The sequence below is a fragment of the Mesonia profundi genome, from assembly GCF_031085155.1.
GTDB classification, from domain to species: Bacteria; Bacteroidota; Bacteroidia; order Flavobacteriales; family Flavobacteriaceae; genus Mesonia; species Mesonia profundi.
Genome location: NZ_JAVHUL010000031.1, coordinates 20099 through 38222 on the forward strand (window position 1 = coordinate 20099; position 18124 = coordinate 38222).

Sequence of the window (18124 nt, forward strand, 5' to 3'; positions counted from 1 at the left end):
ATTAGACCTAAGATTAAATTAGTTCTGAGCGAGTTAATAATCCCTATTCTTCTTTAGGAAATGCTCTCTTATTGAAGATAATTAATAAAATAACGCCAATAGTAATGGCCGAATCTGCGATATTAAAAACAGGCTCAAAAAAGCTAAAGTACTCCCCACCCCAAAACGGAATCCATTCGGGTAAGATGCCACTCCATAAGGGGAAGTAAAGCATATCGACCACTTTCCCGTGAAATAAGGTTCCATAACCACCATCGGCTGGCATAAAAGTCGCGAGTTGGTTAACGCTGTCGTTAAATATAAGTCCGTAAAATACCGAGTCGATAATATTTCCTAAAGCTCCCGCAAAGATTAAGGAGATAGAACTGATTAAAATTCTGGAAGCATTTTTTTGTACCGAATCCCACAACCAATAGCCTATCCCTACAATGGCTACCAATCTAAATAAGGTTAGCGCTAGTTTGCCATATTCTCCAGGAATTTGCGCTCCCCAGGCCATCCCATTATTTTCTACAAAAAGAATCTTAAACCAATCGAAGACGTGAACATCTTCTCCCAATACAAAATTGGTTTTGATGTAAAATTTAGAAATTTGATCTATCAATAAGATCAAGAGGATAAAGAGTGTCGCTTTCTTAATGGACATGAATTTGGCATTTTAAGGCGGTAAAAATACATTTTTTATTCTTCATGCTTCACATTTATATCACCATCTATACTTTTTAAAGAAATTTGATCTCCTTTTTTAAAATAAGAATCTAGGTTTACCTCTCCGTGATTAGAAACTGCTTTCACATTTCTTTCTGACGTATGCAACTCAATATCTCCTTTAAAGGTATGTATAATCGCTTTCCCAGAAAACTGAGACAACTCACATCTTCCTGAAGTTAATTCTGCTTCAAAAAATTCATAATTTCCATTTCCGTAAACGGAAGCCAAATCAGATTGGATGACTACCGTTTTATCTTCAGGGATTTCAATTTCCAAACGCACCGAAAACACTTTATGCGCACTTAGCTTATCGTAACCGCTACTCAAATCTTCAGGAAAAACAGCCTGAATCTTCATTTCCTTATTTTCTTCCGTAAAGTGAATCCCTATATTTTGCGCATATTCCCCTTCAGAAAAAGACTTTATTTTTAAGTATTTCGTATTCGGATTGGTTGAAATAGAAAAACTAAATACCTCATCCACCTTAAAATGAAATTCTTGTAGATGACTCACTTCCATCATCTTCTCTACTACAGATTGTGCTTTCGCCGAAAAAGCGAGTGCAAAAATAAGGATAGAATACAGGTGTCTCATAACTAAATAGTATCAAAAAACGCTCCTAAAAAGGAGCGTTTTAAAGATAAATTTTGACTATTACTATTGAAGGTTTTTCGCTTCGATGCTTAAAGTGGCATGAGGAACCAATAACAATCTTTCTTTCTGAATGAGTTTACCCGTTACACGACAGATACCGTAAGATTTGTTTTCTATACGGATGAGCGCATTTTTAAGATCTCTAATAAATTTCTCTTGACGAATAGCCAATTGTGAATTAGCTTCTTTACTCATCACCTCACTACCTTCATCAAAGGCTTTAAAGGTAGGAGAAGTATCATCTGTACCATTAGAACTATCGTTCATATAGGCACTTTGATACATTTCTAATTGGGTATTTGCTTTAGCGATTTTGCCTAAAATTAAGTCTTTAAACTCGGCTAAATCCGCATCACTATATCTTTCTACTTTATTCGTACTCATAATATTATTGTTTTTCTATGGCCAGTATGGTATTTACATCATCAAAGGCAACTTCCATACCCTTTTCCATATTATCTGCTAGTTCGAGCTTTGCAGTAAGGGTTTCACTTTTTATATACTCTTCATTATCCAAGACTGCTTGCTCGACCACGCCGTCTTTTTTTATGGTAACGAAAATTTTATCGGTAACTTCAAAACCAGAATCTTTTCTTAAGTTCTGAATTCTATTCACTAACTCCCGAGCAACTCCTTCTTTTCTAAGGTCTTCACTAATCGTAGCGTCTAAAGCAACTGTTATTCCTCTATTACTTGCAACCAACCAACCTTCTATGTCTTGAGAAGAAATTTCTACATCTGCGAGCTGCAAAGTAGTCATTTTTCCGTTAATCTCTAAAGAAATTTCGCCCTTCGTTTCTATGTTAGATATGTCGCTAGCTTCCAGCTTGTTTATCGCTGCAACCACCAGTTTCATGTCTTTTCCAAAACGCGGACCTAAGGTCTTAAAGTTAGGTTTTATATTCTTCACCAAGATCCCAGAAGTATCATCGATTAACTCAATTTCCTTTACGTTAACTTCAGACATAATTAAGTCTTTTACCGCTAGAATCTCTTCCCTCACTTGGTCATCCAAGACAGGAATCATAACTCGTTGTAAAGGTTGGCGCACTTTAATCATTTCTTTTTTACGCAACGACAACACCAAAGAAGAAATAATTTGAGCTTTTTCCATCTTACGTTCTAAAGCCTTATCGATAAAGCTTTTGTCTTGCTCTGGGAAAGCAGCTAAATGCACGCTTTCAAAACTTTCTTTTTGCGTCGTATGGGTCAAATCCTTGTATAACCTGTCCATATAAAACGGAGCGATGGGCGCACTTAATTTTGCTATCGTTTCCAAACAAGTGTATAAAGTTTGGTAAGCCGAAATTTTATCTTGCTGGTAATCGCCTTTCCAGAATCTTCTTCTGCTTAAGCGTACAAACCAGTTGCTTAAATTCTCTTGAACAAACTCAGAAATGGCTCTCGCCGCACGAGTTGATTCATATTCTTCATAAAATTTATCTACTCTCCCAATAAGGGTGTGTAATTCAGATAAAATCCAACGGTCTATTTCTGGTCTTTTTTCTAGCGCAATATCTTCTTCTTGATACGTGAACTCGTCGATATTAGCATATAAGATAAAGAAAGAGTAGGTATTATACAAGGTTCCAAAGAACTTTCTTCTTACTTCTGCGATTCCTTCAATATCAAATTTTAGATTATCCCAAGGGTTGGCATTAGAAATCATATACCAACGTGTCGCATCTGGACCAAAAGCGGCCAAGGTCTCAAAAGGATCTGCGGCATTCCCTAAACGCTTAGACATTTTTTGTCCATGTTTGTCGAGCACCAATCCGTTGGAAACAACATTCTTATACGCCACATCATCAAAAATCATGGTCGCAATCGCGTGTAGGGTATAAAACCAACCACGAGTTTGATCGACCCCTTCAGCAATAAAATCGGCTTTTCTATCTCCGTTTTCTACTTGTTCTTTATTTTCAAAAGGATAATGCCATTGTGCATAAGGCATAGAACCAGAGTCGAACCATACATCAATAAGATCTGCTTCTCTTTTCATCGGCTTCCTGGAAGGAGAAACGAGAACAATTTTATCAACCACATTTTTATGTAAATCTACTTTTTCGTAATTCTTATCGGTCATATTACCGTTTTCAAATTCCGCGAAAGCGTCCTTCTCCATAAAACCAGCTTCCACCGATTTCTGCATTTCTTGTTTTAATTCGGCTATAGAACCTACAAGAATTTCTTCTTTCCCGTCTTCGGTACGCCATATAGGTAAAGGGATTCCCCAATAACGAGAGCGTGAAAGGTTCCAATCGTTAGCATTTGCCAACCAGTTTCCAAAACGGCCTTCTCCGGTAGATTTTGGTTTCCAGTTAATGCCTTTGTTAAGTTCGTGCATACGATCTTTCACCTCGGTTACTTTAATGAACCAAGAGTCTAGCGGATAGTATAAAATAGGTTTATCTGTACGCCAGCAGTTAGGGTAACTGTGCACATATTTCTCTACTTTAAAAGCTTTATTTTCTTCTTTTAATTGAATGGCAATTTCTACATCAACCGATTTTTCTGGTACATCTTCCTCGTCATAATATTCATTCTTGACATATTTGCCAGCATATTCAGCCATTTCTGGTCTAAATCTACCTTGTAAATCTACTAAAGGAACCAGATTGTCGTTATCGTCTTTCACCAACATAGGCGGAATCTCTGGTTGGGCTTGTTTGGCTACCAAGGCATCGTCTGCTCCAAAGGTAGGGGCAGTATGTACGATTCCTGTACCGTCCTCAGTAGTCACAAAGTCTCCAGCAATAATTCTAAACGCATTTTCTGGATTTTCGTAAGGTAATGCAAACGGCAATAATTGCTCATATTTTATACCCACCAAATCTTTCCCCTTAAACGTATCGAGTACCATGTAAGGAATTTTCTTATCTCCCTGTTTGTAGGCATCGATGAGCTCTTCGTTTTCAGTTTCAGCGAATTTTTTATCAAATTGTTTGCTCACTAAATTCTTAGCAACCAAAATTTGTACTGGCTCAAACGTATATTGGTTATAGGTTTTTACGAGCGCATATTCAATCTTTGGCCCTACCGTTAAGGCAGTGTTACTCGGCAACGTCCAAGGAGTGGTCGTCCAAGCGATAAAATGTATGTCCCCATATTCTGCCAAGGCATCTGGCAAGGTATGAGAAACCGCTTTAAATTGTGCGGTCACCGTAGTATCGGTCACATCTTGATACGTTCCGGGTTGGTTCAACTCGTGAGAGCTTAAGCCTGTTCCTGCTTTTGGCGAATAAGGCTGTATGGTATAGCCTTTATAAATAAGTCCTTTTTTATAAATTTCTGAAAGCAACCACCAAACCGTTTCCATGTATTTGGACTTGTAGGTAACATAAGGATCTTCCATATTTACCCAATAGCCCATTTCTTCGGTAAGGTTTTTCCAAACGTCGGTATAGCGCATCACGGCATTTTTACACGCTATGTTATATTCTTCAACACTTATTTTTTTACCGATATCTTCTTTGGTAATCCCCAATTCTTTTTCTACCCCCAATTCTACCGGAAGACCGTGGGTATCCCATCCTGCTTTACGCTTCACCAAATATCCTTTTTGAGTTTTATACCTACAAAAAATATCTTTAATGCTACGCGCCATCACGTGGTGAATCCCAGGAAGACCGTTCGCTGATGGAGGTCCTTCAAAAAAGACAAAAGGCTCTTGACCTTCTCTGGTGCTTACACTTTTATCAAATATCTTCTCTTCCTTCCAAAAGGCTAAGATTTCCTTAGCTACTACAGGAAGGTTAAGTTCTTTATATTCAGGGAATTTTGTACTCATGAGTATGCGCTTTCATAATGATTTGCAAAATTAAGGTTTTTTGCTCAACAGAAGTAACTGAAACTAAAAAAACTAAAACGGATTTGCATCTTACGCCAGTTTAATGATGAAATGTCATACAGAGAACGAAGTTAGTTTTTTGTTCTATGCTGCTGCGATGGATTTGCATAGCCACTCGTGCTTAGCAAAGTCGAAGTATAGCTACGGAAATTGTGTACAACTCACCCGACCTGAGCAAGCAGGAAAAATAGAGCGGAAAGTGAACGAGTTTGAATACCACATGTAATTGTTAGCTTGGTATTATTTAGCAATCCTATATTTTTTCCGCGAAAGCGAAATATTATCACAAAATATTAAAGCTTAGTATAACACGTTTTAAGTATATTTGTTTTTTAATAAAACAAGAAATTATGTCATTTTCAGATTTATTTGGAACAGGGGAACATACCCGTAATCTAGGCCACTTTGCTTCTATTGTAACTTTAGCATCCGTAGATGGAGAGATTAATCCCGAAGAGGAAAAAGTATTACAACGTCTAGCTAGAAAGCTAGATATTAACGAAGAAGATTACGCCAAGATACTTAAAAATCCTGCTGGTTTTCCTATGAACCCTCCCAACACGAGAGAAAAAATGTTGGAACGTTTGTATGATCTACTTACGGTAATTTATGCGGACCACGTGATGGACGAGCAAGAAGCTTTCTTATTAAAGAGGTTTGCAATAGGCTTAGGATTCTCTACGGAAGACTCGGACAAAATCATTAAAAGATCGAATCAGATTTTAGGAGGCATTCTTCCTTTTGATGATTACATCTATCTTTTAAACAGAAAATAAAAAGCCTTTTTTATAATATATTATTCCATATACATTCAGTGTCCAGCGTAATCAAATAATAGTTTTAATGTCGCATCGAGCGGAGTCGAGATGTTTTTGTTTAACCTTTCGACTCCGCTCAAGGTGACAAAAACTAGTTTTAGGAATGAAAGCGGATATACAAATAGCTTTCTCGAAAAACACTACAAGGTTTTTTCGAGAAGGCTATTTTTATTTCATAAATTCTTCTGCTTTCTCTACCATATTTTTACTTCCGCAGAAAAATGGCACTCTTTGGTGCAGCTCCGTAGGTTTAAGGTCCATAATTCTTTGGTGCCCATCACTTGCCTTACCTCCAGCTTGCTCGACTATAAATGCCATGGGGTTACATTCATACAGCAACCTCAATTTTCCGTTAGAAGACGTAGAGCTTTTAGGATAAATATAAATTCCTCCTTTAATCATATTTCTATGAATGTCTGATACCAAACTTCCTATATATCGAGCCGTATAAGGACGACCGTCTTCTTGATTTTGACAGTATTTGATATAATCTTTTACGCCTTGCGGAAAATGATTATAATTACCTTCATTGATGGAGTAAATATTTCCATCTTCAGGAAATTGCATATTAGGGTGCGATAGGTAATAGGTTCCTATAGCAGGATTTAACGTAAATCCGTTTACTCCGTGTCCCGTGGTATAGACCAACATCGTAGAAGTCCCATAAACAACATATCCCGCAGCTACCTGCTGATTTCCTTCTTGAAGAAAATCATCTATAGTTACTGGGCTACCCATAGGCGTTACTCTTCGATATATGGAGAAAATAGTTCCTACAGAAACGTTCACATCTATGTTTGAACTTCCGTCAAGCGGATCAATTAACACCACATATTTATTATTATGATCTTCTTTTTGACCACAAATAGTAATAAAATCATCATTCTCTTCTGAGGCTATTCCGCAGACAATTTCTCTATTGGTAAGCGTCTGTATAAACTTGTCATTGGCGTAAACATCTAATTTTTGCTGGTCTTCACCTTGAATGTTCACTTCTCCCGCAGCTCCTGTAATATCTACTAATCCTGCCTTATTTACTTCGTGGTTCACCACTTTTGCAGCTAAACGAATAGAGTTGATTAATCTAGATAACTCTCCCGAAGAATATTGAAAGTCTGCTTGGTTCTCAATGATAAATTCTCCTAAAGTTTGATTCTTTTTTGCCATTTCATAGTTGGTTTATGTCACAAAAATAGGCAAAAAGACATTCTAATCACTATTTTTGTCACAAAGCATTATACTATGAAGATAAATGTAAGGGAATCCCAACAAGAAGATATGCCGCAAGTGCTAGAACTCATCAAGGAACTGGCCTTATTTGAAAAAGAACCCGAAGCTGTAGTTATAGATGCGCAACAATTACAAAAAGACGGTTTCGGCGAACAGCCCCTTTTTAAATGTTTTGTAGCCGAAATAGAAGGCAATATAGAAGGAATGGCCTTAGTGTACTTTAGATATTCTACGTGGAAAGGAAAAACGGTTCACTTAGAAGATTTAGTAGTTAGGGAACGCTTTCGCGGAAAAGGACTCGGAATCGCTTTATACAAAAAAGTGATGGGGTATGCCTTAGAGCAAAACGTAAAACGTGTAGAATGGGTCGTTCTCGATTGGAATGAGGGTGCAGTGGAGTTTTACAAAAAAAGCGGAGCAGATGTGATGCAAGAATGGAACACGGTACAATTTGACGAAGTTTCCATCAAAAATTTTCTAGATTCATGAGAGTTTTCAAATTTGGAGGCGCCTCCATCAAAGATGCAGAAGGCGTAAGAAATCTAGCTTCTGTCTTACAAAAAACGGGGATCAAAGATAAGGTAGTCGTAATCTCGGCGATGGGAAAAATCACCAACGCCATAGAAAAAGTAATTGAAATCTATTTTGAAGAAGACAAAATTGATCTCGATTACCTAAAATCCTATCATATAGCTATTTTAAAAGATTTGTTTGAGTCTAGTTCTCATCGTATTTACCCGCAGGTAAATCAGTTTTTTGAAGAGTTAGCATCTTTTTTAAGACGTAATAAATCTCCCAACTACGATTATGTTTATGATCAAGTGATTTCCTTTGGAGAATTGATAAGCACAAGTATTGTAAGTGTCTATTTAGAAGATCATCATATTAGAAATAAGTGGTTAGATGCTAGAAACCTGATTAAGACAAATCAAGTCTATCGAGATGCTAAAGTAAACTGGGATGCCACTTGCGAGAAGATTAATAGCGCCATAGAACAGGACAAATTATACATTACCCAAGGCTTTATCGCTTCAGATGCTCATAACTTCACCACCACTCTTGGCAGGGAAGGAAGTGATTATACTGCGGCCATTTTTGCGTATTGCCTCAAAGCGGAAGATGTTACCATTTGGAAAGATGTAGATGGTGTTTTTAATGGCGACCCTAGAGTGTTTGAAAATACCACACTTTTAAATGAAGTCTCTTATACCGAGGCCATAGAACTTGCTTTTTATGGAGCTTCCATTATACATCCTAAAACCTTGCAACCGCTACAAAAAAGAGAGATCCCCCTATTGGTAAAGTCCTTTTATTATCCCGAAAAAGCAGGAACCCTTGTTTCTAATGGAAACAAAATCAATCCACTTATTCCCTGTTTTATCGTCAAGAAAAACTTGGTATTGATTTCACTTTCTGCCTTAGACTTTTCTTTTTTTGTAGAAGAAAACATCAGTGAGGTATTTGCTCTTTTACATCAGTATCAAGTCAAAGTAGATTTGATACAAAACTCTGCCATTAGTTTTTCTGTAGTGGTAGATAATCGGTTTAACCAGGTAGATGAGCTTATCAATCATTTAAAAGGCAAGTATAGAGTTTCTTTCAATAAAAGTGTTTCTCTTTATACGATTCGGCACTTCACCGAAGGTGCTATCAATCAAATAGAAAAAGACAAAGAAGTTTTATTAAAGCAGCTTACTCGAGAGACTGTTCAACTAGTTACTAAAGAATAAAAATTTGTAAAAGTCTTATTTTACTATATTTGTAGACAAACAAATCTATAAATGGGAATCGTAACTGCGAAAGAAGTTGCTAAAGGACTTAACTTAAACAAGTTTGGTTTATTAGGCACCACTTTAAGTGCTGCTTTAATGAGGGTAACCAAAATAAATGCACTCAATAAGATCTATGATGACCGTAAACATCTTTCGGGCCCAGAATTTTTGGACTCTTGTTTAAAGCATTTAGAGGTCGATTACGAAATCCCCGAGAAGGATTTAAAAAGAATACCTAAAACAGGTCCTTTTATTAGCATTTCTAATCATCCCCTAGGAGGAATTGATGGCATGATTCTCATGCAAACCCTCATTAAACAGCGAGATGATTATAAAATAATCGCTAATTTTTTATTGCATCGTCTAGAGCCTTTAAAACCTTACATCATGCCAGTTAATCCTTTTGAAGATAGAAAGGAAGTAAAATCGAGTATGTTAGGAATTAAGGAAGCCATACAACATTTAAAAGACGGTCACCCTTTAGGGATTTTCCCTGCGGGCGAAGTCTCTACAGATAAAGTAGATAAAACCATTGTGGATAGACCTTGGCTGCAAGAAGCGATGAAGTTGATACAAAAATCAAATGTTCCCGTAGTTCCTATTTATTTTCACGCTAAAAACAGTAGTTCTTTTTACCGGCTGGCGAAACTCAACGATACGTTTAGAACCGCCAAGTTACCGGGAGAAATGTTAACCCAGAAGCACCGAAAGATAAAAGTAAGAATTGGAAACCCCATTTCTGTAGAAGACCAAAACCAACACGAAAGCTTAGAAGAGTATACCCTTTTCTTGAGAAAGAAAACCTATATGCTTTCTAGCGGATTTGATGATAAAAAGAGCTTGCTTAAAAACATCCCCACACACATCAAATTTCCTAGCAAACCAAAGCAGATTGTAAAAGAAACCTCTGAGTTTCTAATGCAGAAGGAAATTGACTTTTGTAGAGAAAACGAAAAACGACTTTTAGTAAGTAAAAATTATGAAGTCTTCTTAGCCGAAAGAAAAGAAATCCCTAATATCGTAAAAGAGATTGGCCGGCTGCGCGAAATTACCTTTAGAGCCATTGGAGAAGGCACCAATAAGCCTACAGATTTAGATGAATTTGATGATTTTTACCATCACCTATTTCTTTATGACGCTAACGCGGATAAGATTGTAGGTTCTTACCGTATGGGATTTGGATTAAAGATTTTTCCTAAATATGGAATTGATGGTTTCTACCTACAACAACTCTTTAGGTTTGAACCTGAATTGTATAAACTCATGAGCGAATCTATAGAGATGGGGCGGGCATTTATCGTGAAAGAATACCAACAAAAACCTATGCCTCTTTTTCTGCTCTGGAAAGGAATTGTGCATTGTACCTTACGCTTTCCCGAGCATAAATACCTTATTGGCGGAGTGAGCATTAGCAATAAATTTTCTGAGTTTTCCAAATCCATGATGATTGAATTTATGAAATCTCATTATTATGACCCTTATGTGGCGCAATACGTAAGGCCTAAAAAAGAATACAAGGTAAAGCTAAAAGACGCCGACAAAGATTTTGTATTTGATGAAACTGAAGCCGATCTTAACAAATTTGATAAGCTTATCGATGAGCTGGAGCCAGATAATATTAGAATGCCAGTTTTATTAAAGAAGTATATCAAGCAAAATGCGAAGGTGATTGCCTTTAATGTGGACCCCCTTTTTAACAACTCTGTAGATGGCCTCATGTACATAAGAATAGCCGATTTACCCGAAAGCACTGTAAAACCCGTGATGGAAGAGTTTCAGGAAGAATTGGAACGAAAAATAAGTCAGCAAGATGACTAAAAGAATCGTCTTCTTCCTTATTTGTTTCCAGAGCCTTGCAGGTTTAGCCCAACATAGCATTAAAGGAGTTGTTATAGACGAATCGCAACAACCTATTGAAAGTGCTAATATCTACTTTGACGGTACTACTTTTGGCACGGTCACCAACACCAAAGGCGAGTTTACACTACAAATAGATCAAACTACACAAGCCTCACTCCTCATTAGTTCGTTAGGTTATACCTCAGAGACGAGAACTATTTCTTTTAAAATCTCTAGTATAGATTTGGGAGTTATTGTTTTAAAAAAAGGTGTAAGCGATTTAGAAGAAGTTTATATAGAGAACGACCCTTGGCCAAGAGAAAGAAAGTTAGCTTATTTTAGAAAGTGGTTTCTGGGAGAAGATTACAAAGATAAAAAGACCAAAATTTTAAACGAAGAGGAGGTTCAACTTAGGTTTATTTCATCTTCCAACACATTGGTAGCCTCTAGTAAGGTTCCATTAAAAGTTCAAAACAAATACCTAAGTTATTTGATCGAATATGATCTTATGGCATTTGAGCTCTTTTTTAAAAAAGTGAATTTCACAAAAGATGAGAAAAAACAAACTTACTATAACGAACATTCGTCATATTATGCGGGAACTTCTTTTTTTAAAGAATTAAAAGATAAAACCAGAACAAAATTCTTAGAGCGAAGAGAGAAAACTTATAAAGGTTCTATTCTGCATTTTATGCGGAGCCTTGCATCTAAAGAATTAGAGGAAAACAAGTTCAAAACTATACACAAGAAAAATGAAGTGCCTCCTTATCAATGTTTTGATATCATAAAAACGAATAATCTCACTTCCGTAGAAATTTTAGTACAAAAGCTTATCCTTTTATACGATGGTTTTGAGCAATCGTTTATTCAGGTAGACGAAAATTCTACTACAATATATATTGATGCTTACGGAAACTTCTCTCCGATCAATTCTTTGTATTTTGGTGGAGATATGGGAAAACAAAAGATGTCTTCTTTACTTCCTTTAAATTATAAAATTAATCCACCTAAAGATGAATAAAGCTCTTTTATTACTCTTAATGACATGCTTCTTAATGCTGAGCGGGAATAGCTTCGCGCAACAAATTGTAAGAGGTTTTGTAGTTGATTCAGTCACACAGAAACCTATTGAGGGAGCTGCCGTTTTTTTTGATAAAACCACCTATGGAACCATAACTAACAAAAACGGTTTTTTTGTTTTAAAAAGCAGAGAAAAAACCAAAAGTCCTTTAGTTATTAAATATTTAGGTTATAGAATGGAAAAAATGATCAATCCACCCCAAAATAAAAATGTAAAATTTATACTTGTTAAACAAGAAGAAGACTTGAATGCGGTGGTTATTTATTTAGATAAAAAAAGAAAAAAAAATACCCTACAACAAAAAAAATCTGAACTTGAAATAGATCAACATTTACACCTATTCAAACATTATTTCTTAGGAAAAGGCGCTTATAAAAACAAAGTAGAAATATTAAATCCTGAGGTAGTAAAATTAGTTTCTTCAAAAGACGGTTTAAAATTCACTTATACTACTGAAAAACCTCTTATTATAAAAAATAATTATTTAGATTATGAAATAACCTATTATTTAGAGAAGTTAGTTTTATACCAAAAAGCGAATGAACTAATCCCTCACCCTGTGATGGATCATTATGAATATTACGGAACTGCCTTATTTAAAGACCTGCAAAAACCTGACAAAATTCGAAATAAATTCAAGAAAAGAAGAAATGAATTTTATTATGGATCCATTTTGCATTTTATGCGTGCTCTTTCTAAGAATGAATTAGAGGAAAATGGTTTTTCGACATTTGATATGAATTCTAATTGGATCACTATAAAATCTACACCAAAGTTTAATTTTATGGAAGTTATGCCGCCAAATAAATTTCTAGTTTTTTATAGGAAAGTGGCATTAAGAGTTCTGCCAAGTACCATAAGTGACTTTGAAACCAAAGGTTTTCCTCATGATGCATCGCTTATTATTGCAAGGAATAATTTTGGGATTGACGAGATGGGTAACTTCTTTCCATGGAATGCGCTCATTTTTGATGGTAAGTTTGGGAGAGAAGGTATGGATAAATCTTTGCCTTTAGACTTTCAACCTTATCCCTAAATTGGTTATTACATCATTGCCCAAAACTGCAGGAACAATAATACAGTAGATAATAGTATTAGTAAAAAGCTTAGAATTTTATACTTCGGAAGTGTTTTTGCCAAAAAAAGAACAGCCAATACAAGTAAAATATTATTTAACCAGTTGCTTTGTAAAAAAGAAGGATAAGTAGTTACAAATCTACTTTTTGCTTCTGTAAAAGAGTTACTATTATTGAAAAGCAAGATCCAATACACCCATTTTACTAAAGGAATTACCAATAAGATGATTCCAAGAATTAATTTTTTTGGTAAGGTTTTCATTAATTTCCACTTGTTTAATGAATGAAGTTAGTAAACATCTTCTTAAAGCTAACTCGTTTCCGTTAAGTCTTTGTTATTTAAGGATTTCTTAATACCCAGTCGCAGCTACTTATCCTATCTTTAAAATAAAAAATTATGGAAAAAGTATTGATAGCAGGCGCCAACGGAACCACAGGAAGAGAAATTGTTAAAAATTTACAAGATCACTCCAGCTATGAGCCTATAGCGATGATAAGAAAAGAAGAGCAACAAGCTACTTTTGATAATATGAATGTGAAAAGTGTGATGGGGGACTTAGAAGGAGATCTTGCTCCAGCCGTTAAAGGTATAGATCGCGTTATTTTTGCAGCAGGATCTGGAGGAAAAAACGTGGAAGGCGTAGATCGCGATGGCGCCATTAATCTAATTGATCAGGCAAAGGCGGCGGGCGTTAGAAAATTTGTGATGTTGAGTTCTATGGGAGCGGACGACCCTTCTCAAAATGAAGATCTAAAGTCTTACTTAGAAGCCAAAAAAACTGCGGATGAACATTTAAGAACAAGTTTTTTAGAACATAGTATTGTACGTTCCGGTGCACTAACCAATAATGCAAAGACCAATAAAATTAAAGCCGCAGAAAAGTTAGGGGAATACGGTGAAATCCCAAGACAAGATGTAGCACAAGTTTTAATTGACTGCCTAGAACCTAATCTACTTAAAAATAGAACCTTTGAGATATTGAGTGGGGATAAAGCTACTCCAATTGCTTTAAAAGAAATTGATCAAATTTCTTTTAAAGAATAGATAAACACTTTAAACAAAATAGCCTTGTAGAATTCTACAAGGCTATTTTTTTATGCTTTACATACGTTATCATTAGGCTTCCTGAAGCTACTCTTTTTCTATTACATTACATTAAATTATTATTTCGCTTCCACGGAAATGTTACGTTTAAAAATTAAGCCTCTCGGTGCAAAACTAAAGAAAGGCTACGACCAAGTAAGGCTTTAGCAAACGACTAGTTTAAAGTCAATACTTCCGCTTAATTTTATCTACAATCGTTTGTGCTAATTTCTCTTTGTTTTTTAATCGGCATCCAGAGCTTTCTCAAACAGGAAAGGCCGGGTTCCGATATTCCAAATAAAACTGGAGATTGGATGGTAACCGCCACCGCCGCTAGCACTCAATTGTTGCGAGTGCTATGCATAGCCCTGCAAAGCATATTTTCTATTATCATAAATCTATGTTTTTCATAAATTCATAAAAATTTTTATTATAAAATAAACACTCACAGTGCGCATTCTTCATAGATGAACGCTAGCGGGAAACAACTAATAATTTTGTAATATCATTGCACTTCTATTCTGCTTTTCAACAATGACATCTCATAGCAGGGAACAAAAGTTTTATCTAAGTCTGATTTGTAAACTATAAAAATGTTATAGCGTTTAAAGGTCTTTTTTCTACTCTTTTCTAGATATTCATAATAGTAAGAATAATGTTTACTAAAAAATTGTCCTAGTTCTTTAATATTAAAATCGTTGAGTTTTGCCATAAAAAGTTGAATGTCTTCAAGATTTCCTTTTCTTTTTAATTCTATAATCATTTCTTTAGGTAATAAATACTTGTAATTATTATAAACACTATTTGGAATATGATTATGATAAAAACTCAAGTTCCAATTCATTTTTTCATTACTATTATTATAACGAAAATTTTTCGTCGTTTTCCCCTTTAAAAAAACAGTATCGTTCTCTCTATCTACTACTAAAAAAAGACTATTGGATACAGATTGTGCAAAAGTACATTTTACAAATAGTATGAATATAATAATACTTATACAGTTTTTCATAGTAATTAGTTTGGACAATTATGAGTGGTAGCAAAAATATATTGTTGATAGGCTTGATCTATTTCGTCTTTTTGATTTTGAGGCATATTTTGCCAAGCTTCTACATTATGGTTCTTTAAACCTTGCCAAGCTAAAGCTTCATAAAAATTATCAAGGTCAAGCTGGCCATTATTTGATAGGTAATTATAATCGCCCGTCATAACAGTCATATGGTAACTTTTTAATGCTTCTTTCATCGAATTAACATAGAGAGAAGCCATGGTCTCATGTGCTGGAGTTGGTTCAAAATTGTTATCTTCAAAACTATTATAAGTATTTCTGAAAATTAAATCATCATTTGAAGGTGGTTGAGTATTTAATTTCCTAAAAATATCGGCGTGAATATACTCGTGCAATAAAGTCCCTACCACTTGTAGAGCCCTTCTATTATTTGCTTTTGATGTACTTATCTCTATCTCAATTATATTATTAGTAGGGGTAAATTTAGTTTTTCCACTAACCTCCAAAGTATTACCATTTTCATCTGTATAGAAGACTTGGTCTTTTGATTTAATGTTTATACCAAATTCGGAATCATCTCCTTCAAAATTGGCTAATAAATCTTGTACAAAATTGTTACCTGACTCTTTTAAATGTTCATCTAAACATTTTTCTTTACCTACTAACTCATTTATAATCCTATCCTCAAATTCCACTTCTGCATCACTATTTTCACACTTAGCTTTTATAGCCTCTTTCCCAAAAGCTTCTTGCTCTGGTGTTGGGTTTTCTCCCAAAAACATGTCTAACGGGATCGTCATATTGGCATTACTGGACAAGCATTGTTTTATATGATCTTCTTCTGCTTCATCTTCATAAGGTGCCAACTTTCTTATTACGCTTTTCATGGGTAGATACATTGGTGAGGTTGCCTCGGTTCCTGGAGATGGGTTGCCTCCGCCACCTGTTCCAGTACCACCACCATTAAATGGAGATGGGTTAAAAGGGACATAAGGGCCAGTTGCCCCACCACTAGGACCTCCGCTAGAACTTATAGAACAATCTAAATAAGAAGAATGAGCTTCATGTGCTGGACAAGGACTGCCATCAGGATAGTAGCCTCCATTATGATTGCCTTCACCGCACTGCGTCATGATTTGCATTATACAATCAACGGAATTGGTTTTTGCTTCTTCATTTAGTGGGTAATAGGTGATATGTTCTCCCTTAAAATCAAAAGGTCCAGTTAATCCAAAACTATTAATCATTTTTTCTTCGGTATAGGGATATTCCAATAAATAAATCCTATAAGATTTACCTCCATCTGAAGAGGCATATAAAATGTTTTCTAGTCCTACACCATCTGGCGTATTAGAAACGTGAAAGGTATAAGATTGGTAACTACCATCTTCAGTACTAATGTATTTGGCTATTTGGGTATGTAGGGTTAACTCTGTACGCCCCCCTTTACCCATTAAATTTTCTGGGGTGGTTAAAAGCTTAGAAAGCTGTTTTGCTAAATTAGCATTTTTTGAGAGGACTGAGCTTTCTACATATTCTATGTTAAAGCCACTTTCTATGGCATTTACTTGCGGGTCTCCTGCTTGTTCTTTAAAAGAGTCATCTTTCTCACAACCTGTCAAGCTTAAAATCAAGACCAGAAATAGCGATGTAGCGATGTAGCGATGTAGCGATGTAGCGATGTAATTTCCTCATAAATAATTGGATTTTATAATTATATCAGCACTAAGTTAACATAATTTTTATAAAGATCAACTTTCAAGCTTGTTTTTATTCTCTTGAGCGATTTACTGATACCTTTATCAGACACTTGAGTTGAAAAATAATTACCCTAAAACTTCTGCTTAATTTTATCTACAATCGTCTGTGCTAATTTTTCTTTGCTTTCTATCGTCCAGCCTGCAATATGCGGACTTAGCAACACATGATCTGCTTCAATAAGATATTGAAAGGCTTTTGGAAGTTGATGCTGGTCACTAAAAAGATGCTCGAAGGAAGATTTTTCATATTCTAAGAAATCCAAACAGGCAGTCTTTCATAATGCTCCCATTGTCCATTTATTTTTTTAAAAATAACAACAGAGCCTTGACCACATTCAGAGCCACAAAAGTAATCTGTATAAATAAAAAAATAATTATTCCCGACAAACAAAGGCATTGATAAGTTGTTCTGTTTATGTTTTGGAATTGAGTTTTTTATATTTTTTTTTAAAAATCTATAAGGAAATCTAAATTGTGAAGAATCCCACCTTTGAGCTTTGTCTATTTTCTCAGTGGCAACTGTATTTAAATCTATCTCTTTTATCAAATTGCTTATCTTGCCTGAGTCAACGCCTAAAACTCCACCATTCCCATAGACTTCTTTTAAATAAGTTTTTGTGAAAAAATTCTTGTCTAACATTGTATTAATTGGAATGGGCTTCTCAAACAAATAAATTTCAACACCTTTTTTAGTTTTAGTAATCTCATAAATAGTTTCATTTATAGCATTATAGCTTTCTTTATCTTTTTTTGAAATATAAATTGGTTTACATCCAAATAAAAACAAACTTATTATGATTTTAAAATAGTAATTCATATCATATATTTACGGACATGCTTGTGCTCCCTCTGGTTGTATACCATCAACTGATTGATTATTTTTTTCTGCATTTAATCTATTAATTATTCTTTGTTGATCTGAATTGTTAGGAACAACTTGATTAAAAGCAGGTTTAATTATATAATTACCCGAACCAGAAGGTTGCTCGATATGAGTTAGATCAACCCAGGCCATATCTTGATAATATTGTGGACTTAGATTATATCCATTATTTTCACCATATTCTTTTAGTCCCTCAGCTATTTCAGAAATAACATTCTCTTGTATAAAAATTCCGTGATGAGTGTCATTAGCATTTGTTGAATTGTCTAAAGCATACTTATATAACCCGTTGTGCATTATGATTTAAAAGAAAAAAGTTGTTCATCTTACTGATAATCAGTAACTTGTTTTAGCTAT

Annotated in this window: 18 protein-coding genes and 1 pseudogene; 8 read left to right on the forward strand and 11 right to left on the reverse strand. The window is 35.1% G+C overall.

Annotated elements, in window-relative coordinates:
- Positions 1 to 43 precede the first annotated feature (43 nt).
- From RBU60_RS10935 to ileS, 4 genes are all read right to left on the reverse strand, one after another.
- Complete coding sequence (locus RBU60_RS10935; RefSeq protein WP_308865054.1) at positions 44 to 646, reverse strand: lipoprotein signal peptidase; 603 nt, start codon at positions 644 to 646, stop codon at positions 44 to 46.
- 35 nt (positions 647 to 681) lie between these two features.
- Positions 682 to 1305: a DUF4097 family beta strand repeat-containing protein gene (locus RBU60_RS10940; RefSeq protein ID WP_308865055.1), complete on the reverse strand. Its 624-nt coding sequence runs from the start codon at positions 1303 to 1305 to the stop codon at positions 682 to 684.
- Positions 1306 to 1368: 63 nt separating this feature from the next.
- Entirely contained in the window at positions 1369 to 1749 is a 381-nt protein-coding gene (locus RBU60_RS10945) for a TraR/DksA family transcriptional regulator (protein ID WP_308865057.1), read from the reverse strand.
- A gap of 4 nt (positions 1750 to 1753) precedes the next feature.
- Positions 1754 to 5155: an isoleucine--tRNA ligase gene (gene ileS / locus RBU60_RS10950; protein WP_308865058.1), complete on the reverse strand. Its 3402-nt coding sequence runs from the start codon at positions 5153 to 5155 to the stop codon at positions 1754 to 1756.
- Positions 5156 to 5258: 103 nt separating this feature from the next.
- Between ileS and RBU60_RS10955 the strand changes: the two genes are divergently transcribed.
- Together RBU60_RS10955 and RBU60_RS10960 are read left to right on the forward strand one after the other, a co-directional pair.
- Positions 5259 to 5441 (forward strand): hypothetical protein, encoded by a 183-nt coding sequence (locus tag RBU60_RS10955; protein ID WP_308865059.1) that lies wholly within the window; start codon positions 5259 to 5261, stop codon positions 5439 to 5441.
- Between the two features lie 124 nt (positions 5442 to 5565).
- Positions 5566 to 5991, forward strand: a complete 426-nt coding sequence (locus RBU60_RS10960) for a tellurite resistance TerB family protein (protein ID WP_308865061.1) — start codon at positions 5566 to 5568, stop codon at positions 5989 to 5991.
- A 210-nt stretch (positions 5992 to 6201) separates the two neighbouring features.
- On the opposite strand, the gene fbp is transcribed toward RBU60_RS10960, so the two are convergent.
- A complete protein-coding gene (gene fbp / locus RBU60_RS10965; RefSeq protein WP_308865063.1) occupies positions 6202 to 7200 on the reverse strand; it encodes a class 1 fructose-bisphosphatase in 999 nt (332 codons plus the stop codon).
- 75 nt (positions 7201 to 7275) lie between these two features.
- On the opposite strand from fbp, the gene RBU60_RS10970 reads away from it, so the two are divergent.
- From RBU60_RS10970 to RBU60_RS10990, 5 genes are read left to right on the forward strand one after another with little or no spacing between them, the layout of a single operon-like run.
- Positions 7276 to 7752, forward strand: coding sequence for a GNAT family N-acetyltransferase (locus tag RBU60_RS10970; protein ID WP_308865064.1), 477 nt, complete (start codon positions 7276 to 7278; stop codon positions 7750 to 7752).
- Positions 7749 to 8993 carry an aspartate kinase gene (locus tag RBU60_RS10975; protein ID WP_308865065.1) on the forward strand — a complete coding sequence of 415 codons (1245 nt, stop codon included), beginning with the start codon at positions 7749 to 7751 and terminating at the stop codon, positions 8991 to 8993. The genes RBU60_RS10970 and RBU60_RS10975 overlap by 4 nt, the downstream gene beginning before the upstream one ends.
- Positions 8994 to 9044: 51 nt before the next feature.
- Complete coding sequence (locus tag RBU60_RS10980) at positions 9045 to 10853, forward strand: lysophospholipid acyltransferase family protein (protein ID WP_308865066.1); 1809 nt, start codon at positions 9045 to 9047, stop codon at positions 10851 to 10853.
- The gene (locus tag RBU60_RS10985; protein ID WP_308865068.1) at positions 10846 to 11895 is read left to right on the forward strand and encodes a carboxypeptidase-like regulatory domain-containing protein; all 1050 of its coding nucleotides are present in this window, start codon (positions 10846 to 10848) and stop codon (positions 11893 to 11895) included. Before RBU60_RS10980 ends, RBU60_RS10985 begins: the two co-directional genes overlap by 8 nt.
- Before the next feature lie 34 nt (positions 11896 to 11929).
- The gene (locus tag RBU60_RS10990) at positions 11930 to 12991 is read left to right on the forward strand and encodes a carboxypeptidase-like regulatory domain-containing protein (protein WP_308865078.1); all 1062 of its coding nucleotides are present in this window, start codon (positions 11930 to 11932) and stop codon (positions 12989 to 12991) included.
- 8 nt (positions 12992 to 12999) lie between these two features.
- On the opposite strand, the gene RBU60_RS10995 is transcribed toward RBU60_RS10990, so the two are convergent.
- Complete coding sequence (locus tag RBU60_RS10995; protein ID WP_308865069.1) at positions 13000 to 13293, reverse strand: hypothetical protein; 294 nt, start codon at positions 13291 to 13293, stop codon at positions 13000 to 13002.
- 135 nt (positions 13294 to 13428) lie between these two features.
- Here RBU60_RS10995 and RBU60_RS11000 point away from each other — a divergent pair, with 135 nt between their 5' ends.
- Positions 13429 to 14076, forward strand: a complete 648-nt coding sequence (locus RBU60_RS11000; RefSeq protein ID WP_308865070.1) for an SDR family oxidoreductase — start codon at positions 13429 to 13431, stop codon at positions 14074 to 14076.
- Positions 14077 to 14620: 544 nt separating this feature from the next.
- Here the strand turns inward: RBU60_RS11000 and RBU60_RS11005 are convergent.
- From RBU60_RS11005 to RBU60_RS11025, 5 genes and pseudogenes are all read right to left on the reverse strand, one after another.
- Positions 14621 to 15124, reverse strand: a complete 504-nt coding sequence (locus tag RBU60_RS11005) for a hypothetical protein (RefSeq protein WP_308865072.1) — start codon at positions 15122 to 15124, stop codon at positions 14621 to 14623.
- Positions 15125 to 15129: 5 nt separating this feature from the next.
- Positions 15130 to 16758: a hypothetical protein gene (locus RBU60_RS11010; protein ID WP_308865073.1), complete on the reverse strand. Its 1629-nt coding sequence runs from the start codon at positions 16756 to 16758 to the stop codon at positions 15130 to 15132.
- Between the two features lie 197 nt (positions 16759 to 16955).
- Positions 16956 to 17153: pseudogene (locus RBU60_RS11015) on the reverse strand (hydroxyacid dehydrogenase); the annotation flags it as partial.
- Positions 17135 to 17701 (reverse strand): hypothetical protein, encoded by a 567-nt coding sequence (locus RBU60_RS11020; protein ID WP_308865074.1) that lies wholly within the window; start codon positions 17699 to 17701, stop codon positions 17135 to 17137. The pseudogene RBU60_RS11015 and the gene RBU60_RS11020, both read right to left, overlap by 19 nt.
- A gap of 9 nt (positions 17702 to 17710) precedes the next feature.
- Complete coding sequence (locus RBU60_RS11025) at positions 17711 to 18064, reverse strand: hypothetical protein (RefSeq protein WP_308865075.1); 354 nt, start codon at positions 18062 to 18064, stop codon at positions 17711 to 17713.
- Positions 18065 to 18124: the final 60 nt, after the last annotated feature.

Bases quoted from the DNA above. Each gene is read 5' to 3' on its own strand.
- RBU60_RS10980 (WP_308865066.1), top strand. From the start codon at position 9,045: ATGGGAATCGTAACTGCGAAAGAAGTTGCTAAAGGACTTAACTTAAAC.
- RBU60_RS10960 (WP_308865061.1), top strand. From the start codon at position 5,566: ATGTCATTTTCAGATTTATTTGGAACAGGGGAACATACCCGTAATCTA.
- RBU60_RS11020 (WP_308865074.1), bottom strand. From the start codon at position 17,701: ATGAATTACTATTTTAAAATCATAATAAGTTTGTTTTTATTTGGATGT.
- RBU60_RS11000 (WP_308865070.1), top strand. From the start codon at position 13,429: ATGGAAAAAGTATTGATAGCAGGCGCCAACGGAACCACAGGAAGAGAA.
- RBU60_RS11025 (WP_308865075.1), bottom strand. From the start codon at position 18,064: ATGCACAACGGGTTATATAAGTATGCTTTAGACAATTCAACAAATGCT.
- RBU60_RS10940 (WP_308865055.1), bottom strand. From the start codon at position 1,305: ATGAGACACCTGTATTCTATCCTTATTTTTGCACTCGCTTTTTCGGCG.
- RBU60_RS10985 (WP_308865068.1), top strand. From the start codon at position 10,846: ATGACTAAAAGAATCGTCTTCTTCCTTATTTGTTTCCAGAGCCTTGCA.
- RBU60_RS10975 (WP_308865065.1), top strand. From the start codon at position 7,749: ATGAGAGTTTTCAAATTTGGAGGCGCCTCCATCAAAGATGCAGAAGGC.
- RBU60_RS10945 (WP_308865057.1), bottom strand. From the start codon at position 1,749: ATGAGTACGAATAAAGTAGAAAGATATAGTGATGCGGATTTAGCCGAG.
- ileS (WP_308865058.1), bottom strand. From the start codon at position 5,155: ATGAGTACAAAATTCCCTGAATATAAAGAACTTAACCTTCCTGTAGTA.
- RBU60_RS10995 (WP_308865069.1), bottom strand. From the start codon at position 13,293: ATGAAAACCTTACCAAAAAAATTAATTCTTGGAATCATCTTATTGGTA.
- RBU60_RS10990 (WP_308865078.1), top strand. From the start codon at position 11,930: ATGCTGAGCGGGAATAGCTTCGCGCAACAAATTGTAAGAGGTTTTGTA.
- fbp (WP_308865063.1), bottom strand. From the start codon at position 7,200: ATGGCAAAAAAGAATCAAACTTTAGGAGAATTTATCATTGAGAACCAA.
- RBU60_RS10955 (WP_308865059.1), top strand. From the start codon at position 5,259: ATGATGAAATGTCATACAGAGAACGAAGTTAGTTTTTTGTTCTATGCT.
- RBU60_RS11005 (WP_308865072.1), bottom strand. From the start codon at position 15,124: ATGAAAAACTGTATAAGTATTATTATATTCATACTATTTGTAAAATGT.
- RBU60_RS10970 (WP_308865064.1), top strand. From the start codon at position 7,276: ATGAAGATAAATGTAAGGGAATCCCAACAAGAAGATATGCCGCAAGTG.
- RBU60_RS10935 (WP_308865054.1), bottom strand. From the start codon at position 646: ATGTCCATTAAGAAAGCGACACTCTTTATCCTCTTGATCTTATTGATA.